The 21849-nt window shown below is 40.5% G+C and carries 14 protein-coding genes and 1 riboswitch; of the genes, 8 read left to right on the plus strand and 6 right to left on the minus strand.

The window, feature by feature from the left end; all coding sequences use genetic code 11:
* Positions 1–251 precede the first annotated feature (251 nt).
* From H5203_RS04885 to H5203_RS04900, 4 genes are all read right to left on the minus strand, one after another.
* Positions 252–2330, minus strand: coding sequence for a S9 family peptidase (locus H5203_RS04885; protein ID WP_182819441.1), 2079 nt, complete (start codon positions 2328–2330; stop codon positions 252–254).
* A gap of 102 nt (positions 2331–2432) precedes the next feature.
* Positions 2433–2999, minus strand: coding sequence for a chitin-binding protein (locus H5203_RS04890; protein WP_145240240.1), 567 nt, complete (start codon positions 2997–2999; stop codon positions 2433–2435).
* Positions 3000–3117: 118 nt separating this feature from the next.
* A riboswitch (cyclic di-GMP riboswitch) is annotated at positions 3118–3208 on the minus strand.
* 309 nt (positions 3209–3517) lie between these two features.
* Complete coding sequence (locus H5203_RS04895; RefSeq protein WP_145240238.1) at positions 3518–6649, minus strand: efflux RND transporter permease subunit; 3132 nt, start codon at positions 6647–6649, stop codon at positions 3518–3520.
* 15 nt (positions 6650–6664) lie between these two features.
* On the minus strand, positions 6665–7843 hold the full coding sequence (locus tag H5203_RS04900; protein ID WP_145240236.1) for an efflux RND transporter periplasmic adaptor subunit: 1179 nt from the start codon (positions 7841–7843) through the stop codon (positions 6665–6667).
* A 288-nt stretch (positions 7844–8131) separates the two neighbouring features.
* Here H5203_RS04900 and H5203_RS04905 point away from each other — a divergent pair, with 288 nt between their 5' ends.
* From H5203_RS04905 to H5203_RS04930, 6 genes are all read left to right on the plus strand, one after another.
* On the plus strand, positions 8132–10648 hold the full coding sequence (locus tag H5203_RS04905; protein WP_145240234.1) for a zinc-dependent metalloprotease: 2517 nt from the start codon (positions 8132–8134) through the stop codon (positions 10646–10648).
* A gap of 198 nt (positions 10649–10846) precedes the next feature.
* Positions 10847–12103 (plus strand): efflux RND transporter periplasmic adaptor subunit, encoded by a 1257-nt coding sequence (locus H5203_RS04910; RefSeq protein ID WP_182730697.1) that lies wholly within the window; start codon positions 10847–10849, stop codon positions 12101–12103.
* Positions 12104–12114: 11 nt separating this feature from the next.
* Entirely contained in the window at positions 12115–12807 is a 693-nt protein-coding gene (locus H5203_RS04915; protein ID WP_145240229.1) for an ABC transporter ATP-binding protein, read from the plus strand.
* Positions 12804–15299 (plus strand): ABC transporter permease, encoded by a 2496-nt coding sequence (locus tag H5203_RS04920; RefSeq protein WP_182757876.1) that lies wholly within the window; start codon positions 12804–12806, stop codon positions 15297–15299. Before H5203_RS04915 ends, H5203_RS04920 begins: the two co-directional genes overlap by 4 nt.
* Positions 15265–16665 carry a sigma-54 dependent transcriptional regulator gene (locus tag H5203_RS04925; RefSeq protein ID WP_259399541.1) on the plus strand — a complete coding sequence of 467 codons (1401 nt, stop codon included), beginning with the start codon at positions 15265–15267 and terminating at the stop codon, positions 16663–16665. The genes H5203_RS04920 and H5203_RS04925 overlap by 35 nt, the downstream gene beginning before the upstream one ends.
* Complete coding sequence (locus H5203_RS04930; protein WP_182757875.1) at positions 16652–17893, plus strand: PAS domain-containing sensor histidine kinase; 1242 nt, start codon at positions 16652–16654, stop codon at positions 17891–17893. Before H5203_RS04925 ends, H5203_RS04930 begins: the two co-directional genes overlap by 14 nt.
* A gap of 4 nt (positions 17894–17897) precedes the next feature.
* On the opposite strand, the gene H5203_RS04935 is transcribed toward H5203_RS04930, so the two are convergent.
* Together H5203_RS04935 and H5203_RS04940 are read right to left on the minus strand one after the other, a co-directional pair.
* On the minus strand, positions 17898–18686 hold the full coding sequence (locus H5203_RS04935; protein WP_182757874.1) for a PhzF family phenazine biosynthesis protein: 789 nt from the start codon (positions 18684–18686) through the stop codon (positions 17898–17900).
* Between the two features lie 81 nt (positions 18687–18767).
* Positions 18768–19211 (minus strand): PQ-loop repeat-containing protein, encoded by a 444-nt coding sequence (locus H5203_RS04940; RefSeq protein WP_182819442.1) that lies wholly within the window; start codon positions 19209–19211, stop codon positions 18768–18770.
* A gap of 300 nt (positions 19212–19511) precedes the next feature.
* On the opposite strand from H5203_RS04940, the gene H5203_RS04945 reads away from it, so the two are divergent.
* Together H5203_RS04945 and H5203_RS04950 are read left to right on the plus strand one after the other, a co-directional pair.
* Positions 19512–20651, plus strand: a complete 1140-nt coding sequence (locus H5203_RS04945) for a PepSY domain-containing protein (protein WP_145240219.1) — start codon at positions 19512–19514, stop codon at positions 20649–20651.
* Between the two features lie 46 nt (positions 20652–20697).
* Positions 20698–21843, plus strand: coding sequence for a lipopolysaccharide assembly protein LapB (locus tag H5203_RS04950; protein WP_182757873.1), 1146 nt, complete (start codon positions 20698–20700; stop codon positions 21841–21843).
* The last annotated feature ends 6 nt before the right edge of the window (positions 21844–21849 follow it).

Below are 21849 nucleotides of genomic sequence, written 5' to 3' on the forward strand. Positions count from 1 at the left end.
AGCTACCGCGTCCTGCTATCGCCCCTTACTTACATCCATGTAATAACAAAGAGTTAATCGCCCCTAGGCAGAACCCTTCGGGCAGCGCATGTTTGGCATTTATGCTACGTTATCGCCTATTTATGGGGAATAACCACACTACATAGGCTCTGCCTTGCCTAAAAACCAAACATACTGCGGCAAAAGTAACCTCGAAAGATAAACAGGTCCTATACTTCACACAGCGCACTATAAAAGTAAACCCTGCGGGATTAAAAGTCTATTAGGCTAATAAAAAATGCCATCTCAAGGGCTTTTTCTTCCAAGCTTTTAAAACGCCCTGATGCGCCGCCGTGACCGGCATCCATATCGGTTTTAAACACCAAAATATTATCGTCAGTTTTATATTCACGCATTCTAGCCACCCACTTCATCGGCTCCCAATATTGCACTTGTGAATCATGCAAACCGGTAGTCACTAAAATATGTGGGTATGCCTGTGCGGTAATATTGTCATACGGTGAATACTGAGCAATCACATCATAATAGGCAGGGTCATTTGGATTACCCCATTCATCGTATTCATTGGTAGTTAGAGGTATTGACTCATCCAGCATGGTGGTTAGCACATCTAAAAATGGCACATGGCAGCCAATTCCTAAATAAAGCGCTGGCGCTTGGTTAACAACCGCTCCCATTAGTAAGCCACCGGCACTACCGCCTGAAGCAAACACTTTATCTTGCGCACCATAACCTTGCTCAACCAATGCTTTGGTTACATCAATAAAGTCGTTAAAGCTATTTTGCTTATGTTGTTTTTTGCCTTGCTCGTACCAATCACGGCCCAACATCTCACTACCACGAACATGTGCTATGGCATACACAAAACCACGATCGAGTAAGCTTAATGAGGTACTCGAAAAACTCGGATCGATGGTTATGCCATACGCCCCATAACCATATTGAAACAGTGGATTAGTGCCATTTTTAGCAAAACTATCTTTACGATAAACCAGCGACACGGGCACTTTAATACCATCACGCGCTGTTACCATTAATCTTTCAGAGGCATAGTTTTGCGGATCAAAACTGCCTAATACTTGCTGTTGTTTTAATAAAGTTTTATCACCATTATTTAAGTCTACTTCAAATAATGAACCTGGCGTGGTGAGGCTTGAGTAATAAATACGAGCTACGTGCGTATCATGCTCAGGATTCATTGCAATGGCAGCATAATAACAAGGATCATCAAATTCTAAGGTCATACGCTGCTGTTGCTTATTAATGACCACAAAGCGTGTTTGTCCTTGCTCGCGCTCAGTAAGCACCAAGAAATCGTCAAACAGCTCTACGCCTTCTAATAAAACGCTATCACGATGAGGAGTATGCTCAAGCCACTGTGTTTTATCTGCAATGGTACTTGTATTAGCCGTCATTAAACGAAAGTTTTTAGCTTGCCAATTAGTCACGATATAAAACGTATCGCCGAGTTTATCAACATCAAACTCATGCCCTTCTTCGCGTGGCAGTAACTGAGTAAACACTCCTTGCGGCTGATCAGCATCTAGCACCCAAGTATCGTTCGTTTCTGTAGTGGCTAAATCAATAATGATCAGCCCCTCATCACGGCTTTTACCAAGCCCCATAAAAAAGCTTCGATCTTGCTCTTCATATACCAATACATCGTGCGCTTGCTTAGTACCTAATACATGGCGATAAACTTGATAACCTAATAACGTTTTAAGGTCTTTCTTTACGTAAAAAACCGTTTTATTGTCGTTTGCCCAAACGATTTGCCCTTCGGTGTTTTCTAATACATCTTCAAGTAAATCATCGTTATCAATAACTTTAAACTTTACGGTATAGATACGACGGCCATCGGTATCTTCAGAGTAAGCCAACAATTGTTCATTAGGACTAATTGCCACCTCGCCTAATTCATAAAATTCAAAACCTTCTGCAAGTATATTTACATCTAACAGTAGCTGCTTATCTGCGGCATCCATCTGACGACTACGGTAATGGCGAGAATATTCATCATCGCCACGTACTTCAGAGTGATACCAATACTGGCCATCTTTAACGGGAAAAGTATTATCGTCTTTAACAATCCGCCCTTTTAGTTCTTCGAACAGTTGCTTCTGAAAAGACTGAATAGGCGCTAGTTGCTGTTCACAATAGTCATTTTCAGCAGCTAAATGTGCCAGCATCGCTGGATCTGTACGTTCGTCATCACGCATCCAATAATAATCATCAATGCGTATTTTTTTGTGTGTTGTTAACGTGTGCGGCTGTTTACGCGCAACAGGAGCATTAGGAAGTGAAGACAACGATAAGTTTGATAGAGCCACAGAAAAACCAATAAAAAATTTCGATGGCTGGAGTTTAACATAATTTTCAAAAGTGCATAAAAAAGCCCACTCAATGAGTGGGCCGAAAAATGCTAAATAGCATTAAGGGGAAACTTGCTGCCAAGCAAGGTGCCAACTTTGTCCAACACCGGGCTCGTAAAGTGGATTATTTTCTTCTTTCACATTGCAAAACTGGCTGAAAGGCCAAGGTTTACATTTATAAATTAAGCCTGTTTTTGGCTGTAATACTTTTACACCCGCATTATATACACCACACTTTTCAGGATAGATATAATCATATGCGGGCTTAACAACCTGGTAATCATCACATTTAGCAATACATTGAAAAGTTAATTCCGCACGAGTAATCCCGCAACCTTCGAGTGCATAAATCTGGTTTGAACGATAAGCTACCACTAAACCTTGCTCAGTCATTCTTCCTGCTTCGACTAAGGGTATATGAGTATTAATATATTCCGCGACAAAGCGTGGCCAATTATGTGGCTCACCTTGTTCTTCCGTGATAATTTCATATTGAAATGATAAATCGACTAGCTCTCCTTGCGTGTCATAAAAAGTCACCGTCACCATATCACCTACAAACAATTGGGTATGATGATTTAGACAACCTATTGGCATCCAATTTCCACAGGCCAATGACGTATGCATAAACAAAGCAACACCTTAAGAATATCTAATAGGTACTATCCAGCATTTATTGGATAAAAGAAATACTTTTAACTACATTGTAGGGCTGATGACACACAGTGAGGTTGGTATTACCCTGTGCGACGGCCCCGCTATCTTAGTTTTAATGCTAAAACCTTAGACCGGAAACTTTGCGTCCTAACCTTTCGGTTAGTTTGCCAAAACAGCGTGAGTATAGTGTGACATAGCTCGAAGATCAAACTAAAGAATGTAATCAAAAGTTAAAGCTGACACTTAAGTTTAATTAACCTGCACTCTGGTTAAGAGATTTTCTGTAAAAACAAGGTTAATTTACGTCTCAATAGCTGGCCTCTTGTAATTAAACTCAAAGCTACCAGTATTATAAACAGCTGCTCAAACATGATTTATTACATACAATTCAGAAACTTACACTTAGTTGTGTCGACATAAAATAAAAAAGCCAACCTTAAGCTGGTTGGCTTTTTATTATGGTGTAAGCAAAACCTTAACACTCAAAGTTAGCTTACTTTAACCTTTTGGCTAGTAAATGGACGTTTAAACAACCCCCCAATATCCGTTAAAATAATATACAGACATGGCACTAAAATAAGTGTAATTAAGGTTGCAAACATCACAGCAAAACCAAGTGCAACTGCCATAGGTATTACAAATTTAGCCTGTAAGCTGGTTTCAAACATAATCGGCAATACGCCTGCAAATGTAGTAATAGATGTCAGCAATATAGGTCTAAAACGAGCACAACCGGCCTCTATAACCGCATCTTTAATATCTATTCCTGCACGGCGTGCTTGATTAATAAAATCAGTCATTACCAAGGAGTCATTAATAACCACCCCTGCTGCGGCAATTAATCCAAAACCCGACATTAGACTAATGTCTAAGCCAAACCAAAAGTGACCCCAAATTGCTCCTGTCAGACTAAATGGAATAACCGACATTACAATTAAAGGTTGTGAATAACTTTTAAGCGGTACGGCCAATAATATGTAAACTAAAATCATCCCGCCTGCAAAAAACAGTTGCTGCTCATTTGCTTGCGCTTGCTGCTCTTCTATTGCACCGCCTAATTCAGACTTAACACTTGGGTATTCTTCTTGAAGCTGTGGTAGTAAGTTTTCTTTAACTTGTTTGACTACCTCACTCGGTTCAATTGCTTCCTCGTCAATGTTGCCATAAACGTAAACAGTACGATAACCACCTTCACGGCGAATATAACTAATGCCCGGTGTTTCTGTTAGCTCAACCACATCACCTAATAAAACTTCTCGGCCTTGTGGCGTTGTAACAACCGCATGCTTAAGTGATGAAAATGCCTCACGAGTGAGCTTAGGATAACGCACCATCACCCGAACCTCTTCACCACGGCGAATAACGCGCTGCGCTTCACCACCATAAAAGCTTGCACCTACTTGGTTCGCAATTGCCGCCAGATCTAAGCCTAAGTCATAGGCAACTGGTTTTAAGCTCATTTGCACTTCTTTACTGGCAGGATCGATAGTTGAGCTAATATCAAACAAACCTTCTTGCTGTTGTAATAGCTGTATAAAACGACGACCCGCATCATTAAGCGTATCGATATCAGAGCCATATAGTAAATAGCCAAACTCGCCACCACTACCGCCGCCTCCGCCGCCAACATCATCTTGAATAGTTAATGATTTGACACCAGCGATAACCGGCATCGCTTCACGCCAACGTCGAGATAGCTCAAATGCATTATATGGACGCAGTTCTTCGTCAACTAATGGTGCGAGTAATTGCGCTTCAGTGCGACCTTGATTGAACACTAGCACATCACGCACCATCTTCTGGCCTTCTTCACGCTCTGTTTGTCTATCAACCTCTAGCACCATAGCTTCAATTTCACGTATCGCATTAATGGTTTGAATGTCGGATACATTGTCGTTCATTTCTACATTAATTTGCGGGAAGTCATGAGGTACCTTAGGTGAAGGGATCATACGCACTTGATTAGATGAAATTAAACCAAAGGTTAAAATTAACAGCGCAATAAAACCAAACATCACCGTCCAGCGCCATTTTATGCAGTTCACTATAAATTGTTTATAAGGGCCATTAACAAAGCCAAAAAAACGGTTATTAAAACGTGCTCGCCAACCATCAGGATTAATAGGTGAGAAATGCGTATGCGCAATATGTGCTGGTAAAATTAATTTAGATTCAATGAGGCTGAAAACTAAACATAAAATAACCACCACTGAAATACCATAAAAGAAGGCACTTTCAGGACCACTCGAAAGCGTAAACGGAGCAAACACGGCAATAGTTGTTAGTACACCAAAGGTTGCAGGGGTTGCCACTCGCTTAGCGCCATTGACCACATTAACAACACCACCGCCTTTTTTCTCTATTTCGGTGTAGGCACTTTCGCCTATGACTATGGCGTCATCCACCACAATCCCCAGCACCATAATAAAGGCAAACAGGGACACAATATTAATAGTGACACCAAACAGCGGCATCAACATCATCGCCCCTAAAAAACACACAGGTAAGCCAATCATTACCCATAGCGCTAATTTAAAGCGTAAAAATAACGAAAGCATGATTGCTACCAAAATAGCGCCTTGAAATAAGTTAGCTTTCATCATATCTAAGCGCGCATTTAGGTAGTAGGTAAAGTCCATTAATGGCTCTAAACGCACACCGAGCGGTAACTCTTTATTTTTTTGATCAATATACGCTTTTACCGAGTCAGCCACCGGAATAATATTTTGATCTTCGGTTGCTTTTACCGATAAGTAAACCGCATTTTCACCGTTAAACTTAAAGTAACGCTCCCCTTCAGTGAACTGGTCTTTAATAACAGCAATATCTTGTAGTAATACTTTTGCGCCATTAGCGCCAATTTTAACCGGAATTTGTCTAAACTCTTCACCCGAGTAAAACTGATTCTCTACACGAACCGAAATAACTCCTGCATCTGTTTTTAATTGCCCAGCTGAAAAGTTAGCCGAATAACGACGTACAGCATTTACCACGTCCGACAAAGTTAAATTATATTGGCGTAATGTATCTGGTTCAATTTCTATTGCGATCTCATCCAGAGGAACGTCATTAACCACCAATGACACATTAGATAGCTGTAACAGCTCATTCTCAATTTGATTGGCTATAGGTTTTAATTCAATTAAGGGTAAGTCGGCCACCAGCGTCATACCTATTACGTCTTGGCGAAACTCCACTTGACTTATGGTGACCGGTTCCATTCCAGCAGGGAAAGTGGCAATACCATCAACGCGTAGTTTTACCTTATCAAGCACGTCGGTAAGTTCGGCATCAGTGTTTATTTCAAGGCTGGCCGTGCCGCCATTTCGAAATGCGCGATACACCCCTTTTTTTATCTCTGTTATATCTTTTAATGATTCTTCAATTTTTATTAGAATACTTTCTTCAATTTCTTGTGGCGAGGCTCCAGGATAGTTCGCCGACACATTAATATAGTTAATTTCTATATTAGGGAACATTTGTCGCTGAATCGTAAAGTAACTTATCAATCCCATTACAATGATAAAAAACATCATTAAATTAGCAGCAACAGAGTTATTAGCAAAGTAAGCAATTACCCCTGTTTGTTTAGCCTTGTTGGGTAGTTCGGTGTTATTCATAACTCAATCTACCTTTTATAGTTGTTCAGTAGATGCACTTTTCGGTGCCTCTATTTCTTTAGCATCTTGAAGGCCTGCAATTTTTACTGCCATGCCTTTTTGTGGATACTCCGGTAAGGTAACAACTAATTGATCATCAGCCTCTAAACCATCACTAATATAAAAGAACTCTCCTTCTTCGCGGATCACTTTCACTTTACGTGGTTCAAGTTGCTGTTCATCATTAACTATCCATACCATTTGGTTATTCACCAGTTCTTGCGGTAAACGATAGATATTATTAAGCATGGTGCCGGCAAAATTAACTTGTACATAAGTGCCAAACTTAATCGCTGGTTGTTTATTCACTAAACCATACGGATCGTCAATTCGAACAACCAAACTACTCATACGCGTAGCATTATCAACAATACCTAAATCACGATCTATTACCGCTTGGCGAGTAAAACCATTTAAGCCCGTTTTAATCACTGTTGCAGTGACGCCTTTGACGCGCTCAGGTAAAAAAACACTATCAAACCCAGCTATAGGTATGATGACTTCAGCGGTTTCAATATTATTTAATTCAGCAACTTGTGCGCCCATAGAAACAAATTGACCCACACCAACATTACGATTAATAACTAATGCATCGTATGGAGCGGTTACTTCACAGTTGTCTAAATCACGCTGTGCACGTTTTAATCCTGCTTGCGCTGACTTAACTGACGCTTGTGCACTTAGCACTTGTGGCTTACGTAAAAATAAATCGGTGCGTGCTTTGCTAGGGAATCGCTTAGCTTCGTCTTCTGCTACTTTGGCTTGCGCTTGCTCTTCAATTAACATCGCCTGCGCGCGAGCTAGTTCAGCTTCAGCTTGCAGTACAGCCGCTTCGTAATTATCTTTTTCAATAGTAAATAGAACTTCTCCACGTCCAACAATACCACCGGCGACAAAATTAGGATGCCAACTAACAACTTCACCTGACACTTGTGCTGAAAGCTGTGTGTTTTCCAACGGTTTTACTTCACCATAACTGTTAATCATTACTTGGTGATCGTTGGCAGCCACAGCCTCAACTTTTACAACCGGCCGAGTGTCGACTATTTCTTTTTTTTCTGGTTCTTGGGCAATCGCATTAATTCCCACAAAGCCAACAATCCCTATGCCAAGCGCGACAAAAGGAAGTCCCCATTTTAATATCGTTGTTCGCATAATCAGTCCCCTTAATATTTTACTAAAGCCATAATAACAGAGCTGAATGAAACATTAACGTGACATTTGTAAGCAACTGTTACAAAAAAATTGATATCTTTAAAAAGCTTTAAAAAACCATTGTTAATCTATTATTTAATATTTTTTGTTATATTTTGATATAAAAAATAAACCATATAAATCAAAATGATAAAAACAAGCTTAGGAATTTCATCCTAGATTTGTTTCTTCCCGAGTCAGTTTGGGTACACTGAATAAGATTTTAACAAGTAAAATAAAGAGTATAAAATGAAGTTAACAACCATTACGCTAGCATTAAGTTTAGCTTTAGCGACCAACGGCCACGCTTTGGCCGCAGATAAAAAAGACGAAAAAAAAGACAAAACCATTGCCGAGCTGATCAAAGATAAAACCGAGTTTGCGGGGATATTTAGCCTCTATCAAGATGAAAAAACCGGTGATCACTTAATGGTAATTGATGAATCACAGCTTGATACCCCATTTGTGTACTTTGCCCATACTGTCGATGGCGTTACTGATGCTGGTCACTTCCGTGGGGCTTATCGTGAAACAAAGCTTATTGAATTTAGAAAGTATTTTGATCGCATAGATATTATCAGTAAAACACCTCGTTACCAGTTTGATGAAAGTAGTGCTATTGCAAAAGCTGCTAATGCAAACATCAGTGAAGCGGTACTAGCTAGTATTAAGATTGAAAAACAAGAGCAAGGCAAAATTGCTTTTAATGTAAACAAACTATTTTTAAGTGAAGCACTACATAAAGTTTCTCCTTGGCCAAACCCAGATGATAAAAATGCCAAAAAACGCTTTAATCTTGGTAAATTGAGCGACAAAAAGTCACGTATTATCAAACAGCGCCCTTACCCTAATAACCTCGATATTGTTGTTGACTACGTATTTGAAAATGCTAACCCAAGCGTGCGCGGCTCAAGTGCAGTAAGTGATCCTCGCAACGTATCCTTAAAGGTACAGCATTCATTCGTAGCACTGCCAAAGAATGATTACCAATCTCGTATTGACGATGCTCGCATTGGTTATTTCACAAATCAGTTTGATCAAATGACCTCCCCAGACTGGGCACCATATAATGATGTGATCAAGCGTTGGGACTTACAAAAGAAAGATCCAAGCGCTGCGTTATCCGAACCTGTAAAACCAATTACTTGGTGGATTGAAAACACCACCCCAATTGAGTGGCGCGACACCATTGCAAAAGCAACCCTGGCATGGAATAGCTCATTTGAAAAGGCTGGTTTTAAAAATGCTATAGAAGTAAAAATCCAGCCGGATGATGCAAAGTGGGACGCAGGCGACATCAACTACAACGTGCTACGTTGGACTTCATCACCAAAGCCACCATTTGGCGGCTACGGTCCAGCCCTAGCAAACCCATTAACCGGTGAAATTTTAGGCTCAGACATCATGCTTGAGTTTGTATTTATGAAAAATCGCTGGATTTACGATACGCTATTTACACAAGGCACTATGAGCCACAGCAATGGTGCTGCTAATACCGGTGAACTAAACTGCTCGCTAGGACATGAAATACAACAAAATATGATGCTAGCAAACAGCCTTTCAACCGGTGCAAGCATTGAAGACAAAGAAATTTTACGTCAAGGTTTAACCCAACTAGTGCTACATGAAGTTGGCCACACACTAGGTTTAAACCACAATATGAAATCATCCATTTTGTGGAATGAAAAAGACGTTCACGACAAAAATAAAACACAAGGGATCGTAACAGGTTCAGTGATGGATTATGCCCCTGCTAATATTGCTCCTATTGGTATGGCTCAGGGTGATATTTTCCAAACCAAGCCTGGTCCTTATGATGATTGGGCAATTGAGTTTGGTTACAGCCAAGCATTAGCGGATGAAGCAGCTGAACAGCAACGCCTTGAAAAGATTTTAGCCCGTTCAATCGAACACAAACTTGCGTTTGGTAACGATGCCGATGATATGCGCGCACCCGGTAGGCATATTGATCCTCGCGTGATGATTGGCGATATGTCATCAAACCCAGCAGCGTATGGTGCTGATCGCATGGCGCTAATCAACAAACTGTTTACTGAGCTCAAAGATAAAGCGCGTGTTGCTGGTGAGTCACACCAACAATTACTGATCTCAGCAAACAGCTTATTTGGTCAATATCGCACCCAAGCGAATATAATTTCTCGCCAAATTGGCGGAGTCTACGTAGAGCGCGCTGTTGTGGGTGGTAATGATGCTGTTGCACCATTTACCCCTGTGCCACTAGAGCGCCAACAACAAGCCATGCAAATTTTAGCGAAAAATGTATTTGCCCCAGATGTACTTACCAGCATGCAGCCTCTATATAACTACATGCAACAACAACGTCGCGGCTTTAATCATTACGGCAAAAATGAAGATCCAAAACCACATAAAATGATTTTGGGGATGCAAAAATCAGTATTAGCCCAATTACTCCACCCCGCTGTTATGCAACGCATCTCAGACACGGCACTATACGGTAATGAATATAGCTTAAGTCAGTTTATGAACGATTTAACGGCGAGTATTTTTATTGACAGTAAAGCAGCTAATTCAATCAGTCATAACTTGCAAATTGAATATGTCAATCAGCTAATTGCTATCGCGGGACTAGGTAAACCAAGCAAGCACGATAACTTAGCAAAAACTGCAGCGCTTTATCAATTAACTCAAATTGCAGACAGCAGCACGCCATGGGGTGCAGATACAGCGACAAAAGCACATAAAAAGTATATCGATCGCCTAATCAATAAAGCGCTCGAAGCATAACTAACCACGCAATAATAAGGCCGCACCTTCAAGTGTGGCCTTTTTTATTTTTAAAACCGAACACCTGCGTGTTCGATATCGAACAGCTATCACTTTATAATCACCATATAAAAACTTAACCAACTGAAAATAAACAGTATTTATTTCTGGCATCAAACTTTCATTAACTACACTATCAACCACGTAGATTTGTAGATTATGAATATTAATATTGAGAAAACCACAAAACTAAACAAAGTTAAAATAGCCCTCATTGTTGCCGCACTCATACTGCTTGCAAGCATCAGCTATTTTGCTGTGCAACCTGCTGTGCCGCAGCTAAATGCGAGTACGCTCAATGTGGTGACCGTCCAACAAGGTGATATTGATATTATGACGCCGGTGTATGGTCAATATGCATCACGCTATGAGCGCCTAATTAGTGCCCCTGCAGTTGGTCAAGTTAGTGAAATTTATCTACGTGCTGGCGCAGATGTTGAAGCTGACACTGTGATTGCCAAACTCACCAACCCAGATCTAGAACAGCAATTTTTTGAAGCTCAAGCCAAGCTAGAACGTATGCACTCTGAATTTGCTGCATTTAAATTTCAAAAACAAAATGAGCAGCTGACCTTTCAAGCTGAGCTTGCTGATATTGATAGCCAAATACAAAGCGCTAAATTAGATGTTGATGTCAATCAGCGCTTATCAGAGCAAGGTATCGCCGCCAAAATTGATTTAGAACGAGCTACGTTGAAATACCAACAACTTAAAAAGCGTCTTGAGTTTGCAATCTACCGTTTTGAAAAACAAAAAGAAATGCACAAGTTAGAACTGCAGCAGCAACAAATTTTATTAACACAGCAACAAAAACAAGTAGATTTAGTCAGTAATAAAGTGACGGCATTAACAATCATCGCAGGGATTGCAGGTACATTACAGCGCTTAGATATTGAACTTGGTCAGCGAGTAAGCCAAGGACAAGCTATGGCGCGAGTGGGCTCAAAAAGCCAACTAATGGCTAAATTAAATATTCCGCAACGCATTGCTGAGCGCATAACACTTGGTGCTCGAGTCGAACTAAAACATCCATCAGGCATGTTAAAAGGCACAGTTAAGCAACTAACATCCGTAGTCGAAAACGGCTTTATTATTGCCGAAGTACACCTGAGTGAACCATTACCGACCAATCTGCGTCCTGCGCAGCCTGTCAATGCTTTAGTATTTGTTGAGCGTAAAGAAAATGCCCTCTATGTGAGCCAGCAACCAGGATTAAAACCTCTCGGTGCGCAACTGCTCTATAAACACTCAGCGAATCAAGCGCAATTACAGCAACAAGAGATCACCTTTGGCGAGCTAACGGGCAAAGATTTACTCATCACCGCAGGTGCAAACGCTGGTGAAAAAATTATCACAAATGATTTAAGCCAATGGCATACTTACAGCCACTTGGCGCTAGATACTGCAAAACTTTAAGGAAAAACACCATGACAGCACTCGTTACCATTAACAACATCAATAAAGTGTATAGCAAAGGCCAAGTTAAAACTCATGCGCTACAGGATGTTTCTTTAACAATAAACAAAGGCGAGTTTATCGCTATATCTGGCTCATCTGGCTGCGGAAAATCAACCTTACTGAGTATTTTAGGATTGCTGGATACGCCAACCGATGGCGACTATCAACTGGCGAATATTGACACTCACAGCCTCAATGTTGATCAACGCTCAAGTGTTAGGAATAAGCATATTGGCTATGTATTTCAGTCATTTAACTTGATTGATAGCCTAACCGTATTTGAAAACGTGGCTTTGCCGCTGGAGCACCGAGGTACGCCAAGTAAAGATATTAAGGCCGCCGTAGAGCAACAACTAGCGGCAGTTAACATGAGCGCCCGTTTACATCATAAACCAAGCCAACTCTCTGGCGGACAGCAACAGCGCGTTGCGATTGCTCGCGCGCTAGTTGGCAACCCCGACTTACTACTTGTGGATGAACCAACTGGTAATCTAGATAGCCAAAATGGCGATGCTGTAATGCGACTCTTGCTAGAGCTAAACAAACAAGGTGCCACTGTCGTCATGGTGACCCATGACGAACGGTATAGCCAAATGGCACAGCGTCAAATTCGCTTATTTGACGGCAAAGTACTTGTTGAACATAAGGAAGCGGTAGCATGAGTTTTTACCTTCGCGCTCTGCGCCATGGCGTTTTGAGGCTATTTACTTTGCCGCGCCTATCTTTGCCCATTTTAATTACACTCAGCTTTACGCTGGCAGCCGTGTTGGTTGTGGTCGCAATGAGTAGCAACCTAATTTTTAAACCGCTACCCGATATTAAAGACGAACAAAGTCTCTATACAATTAACCGGACGATGGCTGTCTCAGACGATATGCGAGTATCAATATTTACCACTAAACGCCTTGCACTGTTAGCTGAACAATATAAACAGTATGGCAAATTTGCAGGCTTTCAAGCAGATGAAAGTGCTATAAAAGTGGATGAGGTTGCTTATCCTGTATCGCGCTTTGATGCCAGTGATAACTTTATGACGGTAGTCGGCGGCGAGTTATTAGTTGGCGAACGACCAAGTCAAGAAAATAGCCAAAATGCAGTGTGGATTTCTCAAAGTTTATGGCGCAGTGCATTTCAAAATAATGCTAATGTAATCGGTCAAACCTTACAACTTGAAGGCCAATCACTGCAAGTTCGTGGCGTTGTTACTGATTTTTCATCTTTTTTATCGGAAACTGACGAAAGGTACGCCCAGCAAATATGGCTTTACTACAATTTAGCAGAGCAAGTTTCAAAGCCAACACAAATGACGATTGATGGCAGCCTGCAACCTCTGTTTAGAAAAACTCAGCAAGCAATTACAACAAGCGACATCGAAGATTTCTGGCTGCAATATTACCAACAAGAAAGTGAACAACTTGGCCCGATGAAGCAAATGTTTGAAAGCATGAATCCAGAAAGTACTGCGGTTCTCTATCGAGATAGTTTAATGGCTGAGCAACAAACTATGATCTGGTTTTTACTCGCCGCTGTCACCATTCTACTCATAATGGCAAGCCTAAACCTACTCAATTTATTTATTGCTCACTATCAGCAGCGTGAACAAGAATTTGCAACTCACCTATGCATGGGTGCCACCCGCAACAAGCTACTGGTGATGAGTTTCTTAGAAAATCTCAGCACCTTTTTACTTGCCGCAGTGTTAGGTTTATTAGGTGCTGCGTGGTTGATCCGCATATTACCCATAATCAGTGGCGGTAATATAGAGATGCTCGAACTGGTAAAAATTGACGCCGTAACTATATTGGTTGCACTAGTGGCCGTTTTAACTATCAACTTGTTTTTTGCGTTTCTATCAACCCAGCAATTTGATCAAACGCAGCTGATTAGCAATTTAAATAACGGCAATAAAGGCATTAATGCAGGGAAAATAACCATGCTTAGTCGCATACTGTTTATTGCACAATTAAGCTCTGCCGCCGTGATATTAACAGGTACCGCGATGCTAGCAAATGCGGCTTATAACAGCTTAAATGTCGATTTAGGTTTCACCCCTGGTAATACACTTGTTGCTCAGGTAAACCTACACAATAACGAAAAAGCTCTTTTAACGAATGCCGAGTTGGAAGCACAAAAAGTAGCGCTAGATAATGACCAAGATAGCGAGCAAAAAGCGAAGCAACGCTTTTTGGGCACCCTCGATATAAAGCGCCAATTAAGTCAGACTGTTCAAAAGATTCAACCAAATATAACCATATTACAAAGCCAAGGTGAACCGTTTAATTTTAATACCACAATTAGCATGAATCAGGATGATGAAACCCAAAAAAGGTTCACCTTTATGAATATAAACATAGCGGCTGATTATGTGGATAGCTTTGGTTTAACATTACTAGCTGGGCAAAATATTAGCCAAGCACAATACCAAGATTTAGATGATGTAGCACTTATTAACGAGACCTTTGCCAAACAAATCTCGACTGACGGTACGCTTGAATCTGTGGTAGGAAAAAATATTGCTAGCCGACGTATCATTGGAGTGGTTGCCGATACCTATACTATCATGGCTAAAAACCAAGGCTACCCAGCTATGCTTTATACTGACAAGAGCAACACCTCAACAATAAACTTGGTGATGCAACTGCCAGAAGGGCAAGAGTTTGATAAGAACGCCATTATTCAAGCAATTAAAAGTGCTCATCCACAAGTCAACGAAGTTAAAGCTCGTACACTGACTGAACGTTGGGATGAGCAAACAATGCCAGCTCGCGTACAGTTTTACTTTATCAGTGCATTATCGGTATTAACGCTATTGTTAGCCGCGGTGGGCAGTAATGGTATGGCAATCAGCTTTACAGAACTAAAACGCTTTGAGCTTGCCATCCGTATGGCAACAGGAGCAAGTCGTAGTAATCTGATGAAACGCACCATTAAAAGCTTTAATGGTTTACTGCTGAGCGCACTTGTCATTGCGATTACACTTGCATGTGGTATTTACTTACTATTGCAATTGCAAATACCTTTGTTGCCGGCATTTTCCTGGCAGGCACTTACAATATTTACTAGTTTATTGATTGCTATCGTCTTTATTGCCATTGTTTTGGTAGTATGGCGTATTATAAATGCTGATCCTATGCGTGCGCTTAGAGAGCAATAAATTTAAGGAGTTGGCAGCAGACGCTGCCAATACGACCATTATGAACCAACCCACTATTTTGGTTGTGGATGACGATGACGATATCCGCTTTGCACTCACATTACTGTTAGAGCAAGCCGGTTATCGCGTGGTTGAAGCTGATGGACCGGTGCAATGCATGCAATTGCTTAGCCGATTAACGCCTGCACTGGTGTTATTGGATATGAACTTTACTCGTGATACCACCTCAGGAAAAGAAGGGCTCGCGTTACTTGCACAAATTAACCCATTAAATATTCCCGTCATTTTAATGACCGCTTGGGCTAACATTGAGCTGGCAGTCACTGGTTTACAAAATGGCGCAAAAGATTTTATTGAAAAACCATGGCGTAAAGAAAAATTGCTAAGCCAAATTGCTAATCATATTAAGTCCGTAACGGCAAAGCCTGTAGACACTAGTTGGATTGCTCAATCCAGCGCGATGCAGTCTCTCGAGACACTCATCAAGCAACTGGCGCCGACCGATGCGAATTTATTAATTTTAGGTGAAAACGGTACCGGGAAATCGCAATTAGCAAAGCGAATTCATCTGCTCAGTGGCCGCTGCGAAGCGCCGCTGATAAGTCTCAATATGGGGGCATTAGCAGAGTCGTTATTTGAAAGTGAACTATTCGGTCATCATAAAGGGGCTTTTACCGATGCCAAGCAAGACCGCTTAGGCGCATTTAGCCGTGCTAAAAATGGCACGTTGTTTATGGATGAAATCGGCACTTTACCGTTTCATTTACAGCCTAAATTATTACAGGTGTTAGAAACTGGTGAGTTCACTCCGCTTGGCGCAAACGCCAGCGAAAATATAAACGTGCGACTAATCGCAGCTACCAATCAAGACTTAGCCAGCGCAATTACAAACGGCCAATTTCGCCAAGATTTATATTATCGCTTAAATACCTTTGTCATTCGTCTGCCTGCGCTACGCGAACGTAAAGACGATATCTCTGCGCTGTGCGAACATTTTATCAATCAGTTTGCGGCTAAGTACAACAAGCCCATATTGCCATTATCCGCCAGTGCTCGCGAGTTGCTAAAAAACCACCCTTGGCCTGGCAATATTCGAGAATTAAGTCATGTAATCGAACGTGCTGTGCTGATCTGTAACGGTGAAGCAATTGAAATAAGTCATATCATGCTCGACTATCAAACAACACAAAGTCAATCTATCCCTGCGCTGACTTTAGAGGAGCTAGAAAAACAACGCATAGTCGAAGTACTACAACAACATAATCAGCAGATCACAGCGGCAGCTAAAAGCTTAGGTATTTCTCGCAATGCGCTTTATCGGCGTATGGAAAAATATCAATTAGAGGGTTTGGATGAATCATTTTAAAATGAGCCATAAAGCCAAGATGATTGCCATTTTAAGCGCCATATTTGCCGCAATTCTTATTCCTACTGCTGCTTTAGTGTACCAACTAAGCCAAGACACTCTACTCACCGTCACTTTAGGGGTTTGCTTAAGTTATGCATTGATTGTTTGCGCCTATCGGTTATTCCATAGTCATTTTTCACCCGTGGCACAATTACAAGCTTATATTGATGCAAAACAGCAAGGGCAAAGTAACCTTAGCTTAGGCTACAGTGATCCAAGCTCCCCATGGGCAATACTCGGCGCACAAATAGAAACATTATTTACAACACAACAACCGCAGTCTGAGCACTTAATTGATGGGTTATTTCAGCATTGGCCACACCCTATTGCAGTATTTAACGAGCAAAGCCAACTGATATTTTTTAACCACCCAATGTATGCTCAGCTGAAAACGCCATTACTACGAGGAATGACTTTTACAGAATGTGGTTTTAGCCTTGATAATAACCAATGCAGCCATGCAAAATTAAACCAGGATTGGCAAATACAACGCATTGCCCTGAGCGATGCTAAACAAACACTTATTACCGCCAGCTATATAGGCCATCAGTTACAAGATGCAAAGCGCCAATCACAAGCTGATCTAATTCGTATTTTATCGCATGAATTAAACAACTCACTGACGCCCATGGCCTCAATGACAGATACACTAATGGCGGCAGATGAATTAGACGAAATACAAACGAGACAAGTGCTAACACGGATTAAATCGCGCAGTGAGTCACTGCTGCTTTTTATTAAAGCCTATTCAGAGTTAAGTCGTTTACCGAGCGCAAAACCGCAAACCTTTGATTTAAAAGCGCTCGCAATACTCAACGCCAAAGAACAAAGCGTTCAACTTAACTTCGCAGGTTCCCCATCCTTTTTTGCCGATAAACTACTGATAGAACAATTATTAATTAATGTATTTAAAAACAGCTATGAAGCCTGCGCAGAGCAAGCTTGCATAACATTGCGCTGTTTTGCACAAAGCGACATGCAAATATTACAGCTGACTGATAACGGTCCTGGTTTTGCCAATATTGATAATGCCCTGCAACCTTTATACACCACCAAAAAACAAGGCAACGGCTTAGGCCTTGCCTTGTGTAATGATATTGTGCAAAAGCACAACGGCCAATTGCAGTTAGCTAACACAGCAGATGGCGCGCAAATCACCATTAAACTACCGCAAAATAGCTGTTAAAAACTTACAAATAAATTGTGCCTTGCATATACCGCACTGCGTATCCTGTGAGAGTAACACTATGTTCACTGACTTCGCATTGCATATGGCCGCCACGACTAGAGGCTTGATAAGCCCTTAAGGTTTTTTTAACTAATTGCTGCGCCCAATAAGGCGCAAGACCGGTATGAATTGAGCCGGTAACGTAATCTTCATCACCGCCATTAGCAGGCCAAAAATAACGTGAAATAAAGTCGTATTTTGCGCTTGGTGCGGTTGCAACTACATCAAGTGGAGCTAGTGTTTTTAGCAAGTTTGAATCTGTTTTAAGGTTTAATATATCCTGCTCACTTTCATAAATCGCAAAGTAAGCTTGTTTGTTTTTCAACACCTTAACTGGTTGTATAGACAAGCCAGCAAATAGCTCAGAGGGTATTTCTGTTGTAACAAAAGGAGCTTGTTTTGGAAAAGTCATGGCAAAGCTGCCATCATCATTTTTATTAATCATTAACTGCCCGACCGCATCGGCTTGAAAGCGAATTTGCGATAAGTTGTATTGCTCACACAATACAAAAGCGGCAGCCAACGTGGCGTGTCCGCAAAAATCGATTTCCATCAACGGCGAAAACCAACGGATAGCAAAACTACCGTCAGTTTGACGACAAGTAAACGCGGTTTCGGAGACGTTATTTTCTGCGCCAATTTTTAGCATTAGCTCATTATCAAGCCAATTATCTAAATCAATAACTGCGGCATAGTTACCTTTAAACAGCTCGTTAGTGAAAGCGTCTATTTGATGGATTGTGAGTTGCATTTTTGCTCAATTTATCAGGCTAAGTTTCTAATAACTTGCCACAAATTGAGCTAAAAGAGTATTAAATTTATCTAGCTAATATCAAGCTGCGACAGGGCGCATTTTATAATATTGAATACAACCAAGTTGCGCGGCATTAGTCAGTAAGATCATCACAAACGTTAAAACATGCGAAGTACTTGGTGCTGCCATCGCTAATTCTGCAAATAAACCACATACACCCGCTATAAACTGTAAACTAAAATAACGAGAACTTAAGTTGCTTATATCACCACTGCGCAGCGTTTTATAGGTTTGCGGCATCACTCGTACAGAGCTCATGATCAAACCCACAAAAGGCAGCACCATATAAAAGCGCTCAAAGTACAAGTTATATGTAATAAAGTAGACACTTTGGGCAACACCAAAGGCCATCATTAGTAATGATAAACCCGATACACTGCGATTTTTACGAATTTTATTGAGTAACGGTAAAAAGCTAAACACTAAAATAAATGATGATAAAATAGGCAGGTAATGCGCCAAAGTAGACCTCGCTCGTTAGTAGTTGATTAATAAGTTAGCAACTTATAAACAAAACAACAAATCAGTGTAAGTTACTGTTTTTATATGCTTTATGTAAGGCGCGGCATTGTAAAGGTCCTATAAAAACAAGCAACCATTTGTACAAAATAAACTCATTGCTAATGCGGCAAGTTAACCTTACAGTTTCCGTTTTTCGACTGACACTTTGCAGTTAGCAAGTAAACATCTCATCGCATAGAATTGAAATAACATTGATAATTGTTATCATGCAACAAATTAATTTTGATAGCTCTTTGCCTTATGAGAAAAACACTTTTTAAAATACACAGTTGGATTGCGCTTTGTGCTTTAGTTCCACTTATTGTGATCAGTATTACTGGCAGCGTATTAGTGTTTAAAAGTGAAATTGATGGCTTACTCATGCCAGATAGTCACTTTGTCGTTGATAGTCACGCAGAACGCAAACCCATTGATAAATTAATAGCGGTTGCTGAGCATGAATTTCCTAGCTATATAGTAGGTAGTTGGGAAATATTTAATGATGATACTGCTGATCGGGTTTATTTAATCGAACGCGGTACCGACACTTGGTATAAATTTCATATCAATCAATATTCTGGCGAAATACTCTCGCAGCCAGTTAGCACCAGTCACTACTTCACAGATTGGTTTTTAGAACTGCATTACACATTTTTGCTAAACGATTTAAAAACTCTACCAGGTCAAACAGGCACCGTCCTTGGGTTCTTTTTTGCAATCTTTCTATTTATCCTCGGCGTTACAGGCTTAATAATTTATCGTAAATTTTGGCAACGTTTATTTTCAGTACGCTTCAAGGCGACGCTGCAAATTGTACTAAGCGATATTCATAAAATGACAGGGGTACTTGGCTCACCCATTATTTTAATTTTGGCGATCACTGGCGGCTACTTTAATTGGGCTGTGTGGTATCACGAAGTAGTCGAACACGCAGAAGAACAGCATTTTATACTCACTAAAAACTTACATAGCGATACCATTAACTTTCAAGCCATTCTAGATGACAGCAAAAAACAAATCCCGACATTTAATGGTACTTTTTTAGTTATGCCACTGGAGCCTGACGAAAACATTACGCTATTTGGTGAAGTTGATAGCAATAATCCACTGGCAAGCGAATACGCTAACACCGTTACTTATGATAAACAAACCGGTGAACATATAGCTAACTGGGATATTCGCGAAGTCGGCATTGGTTGGCAAGTAATTGATAGCTTTAGAAAATTACACTTTGGTTATTTTGCCGGTTTACTCAGTAAAATCTTATGGTGCGTGATTGGACTAAGCCCAGTATGGCTTGCAGGCACTGGTTTTTACTTGTGGCTTAGCCGCCGTAATCGTAAAAAACAATCACAAAGAAATCGCGAGCAAAGGCGAACAGCGACAGCATTTAATACTTGATTAAATTTTTACCTCAGCGTACCTTTATCTAAACGCTGAGGTGACTATGAAACTTTACTTTTCTTTATTATTAATATGTTTATTAACAGCTTGTAAAAGCACAGAACAGCAGAGTTCGGTTGCGCCAACACTAACTAGTTTACTAAATCACACTCTCTTTGAGTTACAGCAAGTCCCTTCAGAACAAGTTATTTTTCAACTGCCCAACGATGAAGCTAAGATCTTTCTATCTTATGTCGAGAATCAACGCCAAGACGGTTTAACTGACGATATTATTCTTTATAACTACATTGAACGCAGCTTTAGTAATTTTAGCTATCATGGCGATACCCTCACAGCAGAGCAAACCCTCGAGTTATCTCATGGTAACTGTATAAGTCTGGCAATATTAACCCAAGCCTATGCAAACTTAATTGATCTGGAAACTGGTTTTCAAGAAATGACAAGCCAGCCTGTTTACGCCAAAGAAGGCAATCTGGTATTTATTGCTAACCATTTTCGTACTAAGTTATATAGCCCTTTCACTGAAGATGAAGATCAAATTACTTTTATTCGACCAGGAGTACTTATTGACTATTTTCCTTCGCGAGGAAGTTTTTATGTTGGCAGTGCTAGTTATGAGGATCTCATTGCCAAATATTATAGTAATTTAGCGGCTGATGCTTTACTGGAAAATGATTATAATCAAGTGTATAGCTTGTTAATTAAGGCTAATCAGTACGCCCCAAATGATGCTGAGTTATTCAATCTTGCGGCTATATTACATCGTCGAATTAACGATAAAACAACCAGTCAATTAATTTACCAAACAGCGCTTGATCAGCAATTACAAAGTTTAAACTTACTAAGCAATTACAAAGTACTCGCAGAAGATATTGGCAATGAAATGTTAGTTGAACAAATTAATTCATTGTTAGGTGCTCAAGAAAAAGATCCTTATGAATTAATTGCTCTTGGTGAAACAGAAGCATTGAGTGGGCGCTTAATGAGCGCTAAAAAACACATAGATGAAGCAATAAACAAGGCACCTTATTTGGCTGATCCCTATGTAGCTCTTGCAAAAATCCGTTATCAACAAGGTAATTTAAATGACGCTCATAAATTACTCAAACAAGCTATGGATCTCGAAAGAGATCATCAACAACGTAGTATTTATGCGGCAAAGCTTGCCGCTATAAGAAGTCACCAATAACCGCCT

This window comes from Pseudoalteromonas sp. SG41-1 (assembly GCF_014164575.1).
In the GTDB taxonomy this organism is placed as follows: Bacteria; Pseudomonadota; Gammaproteobacteria; order Enterobacterales; family Alteromonadaceae; genus Pseudoalteromonas; species Pseudoalteromonas rhizosphaerae.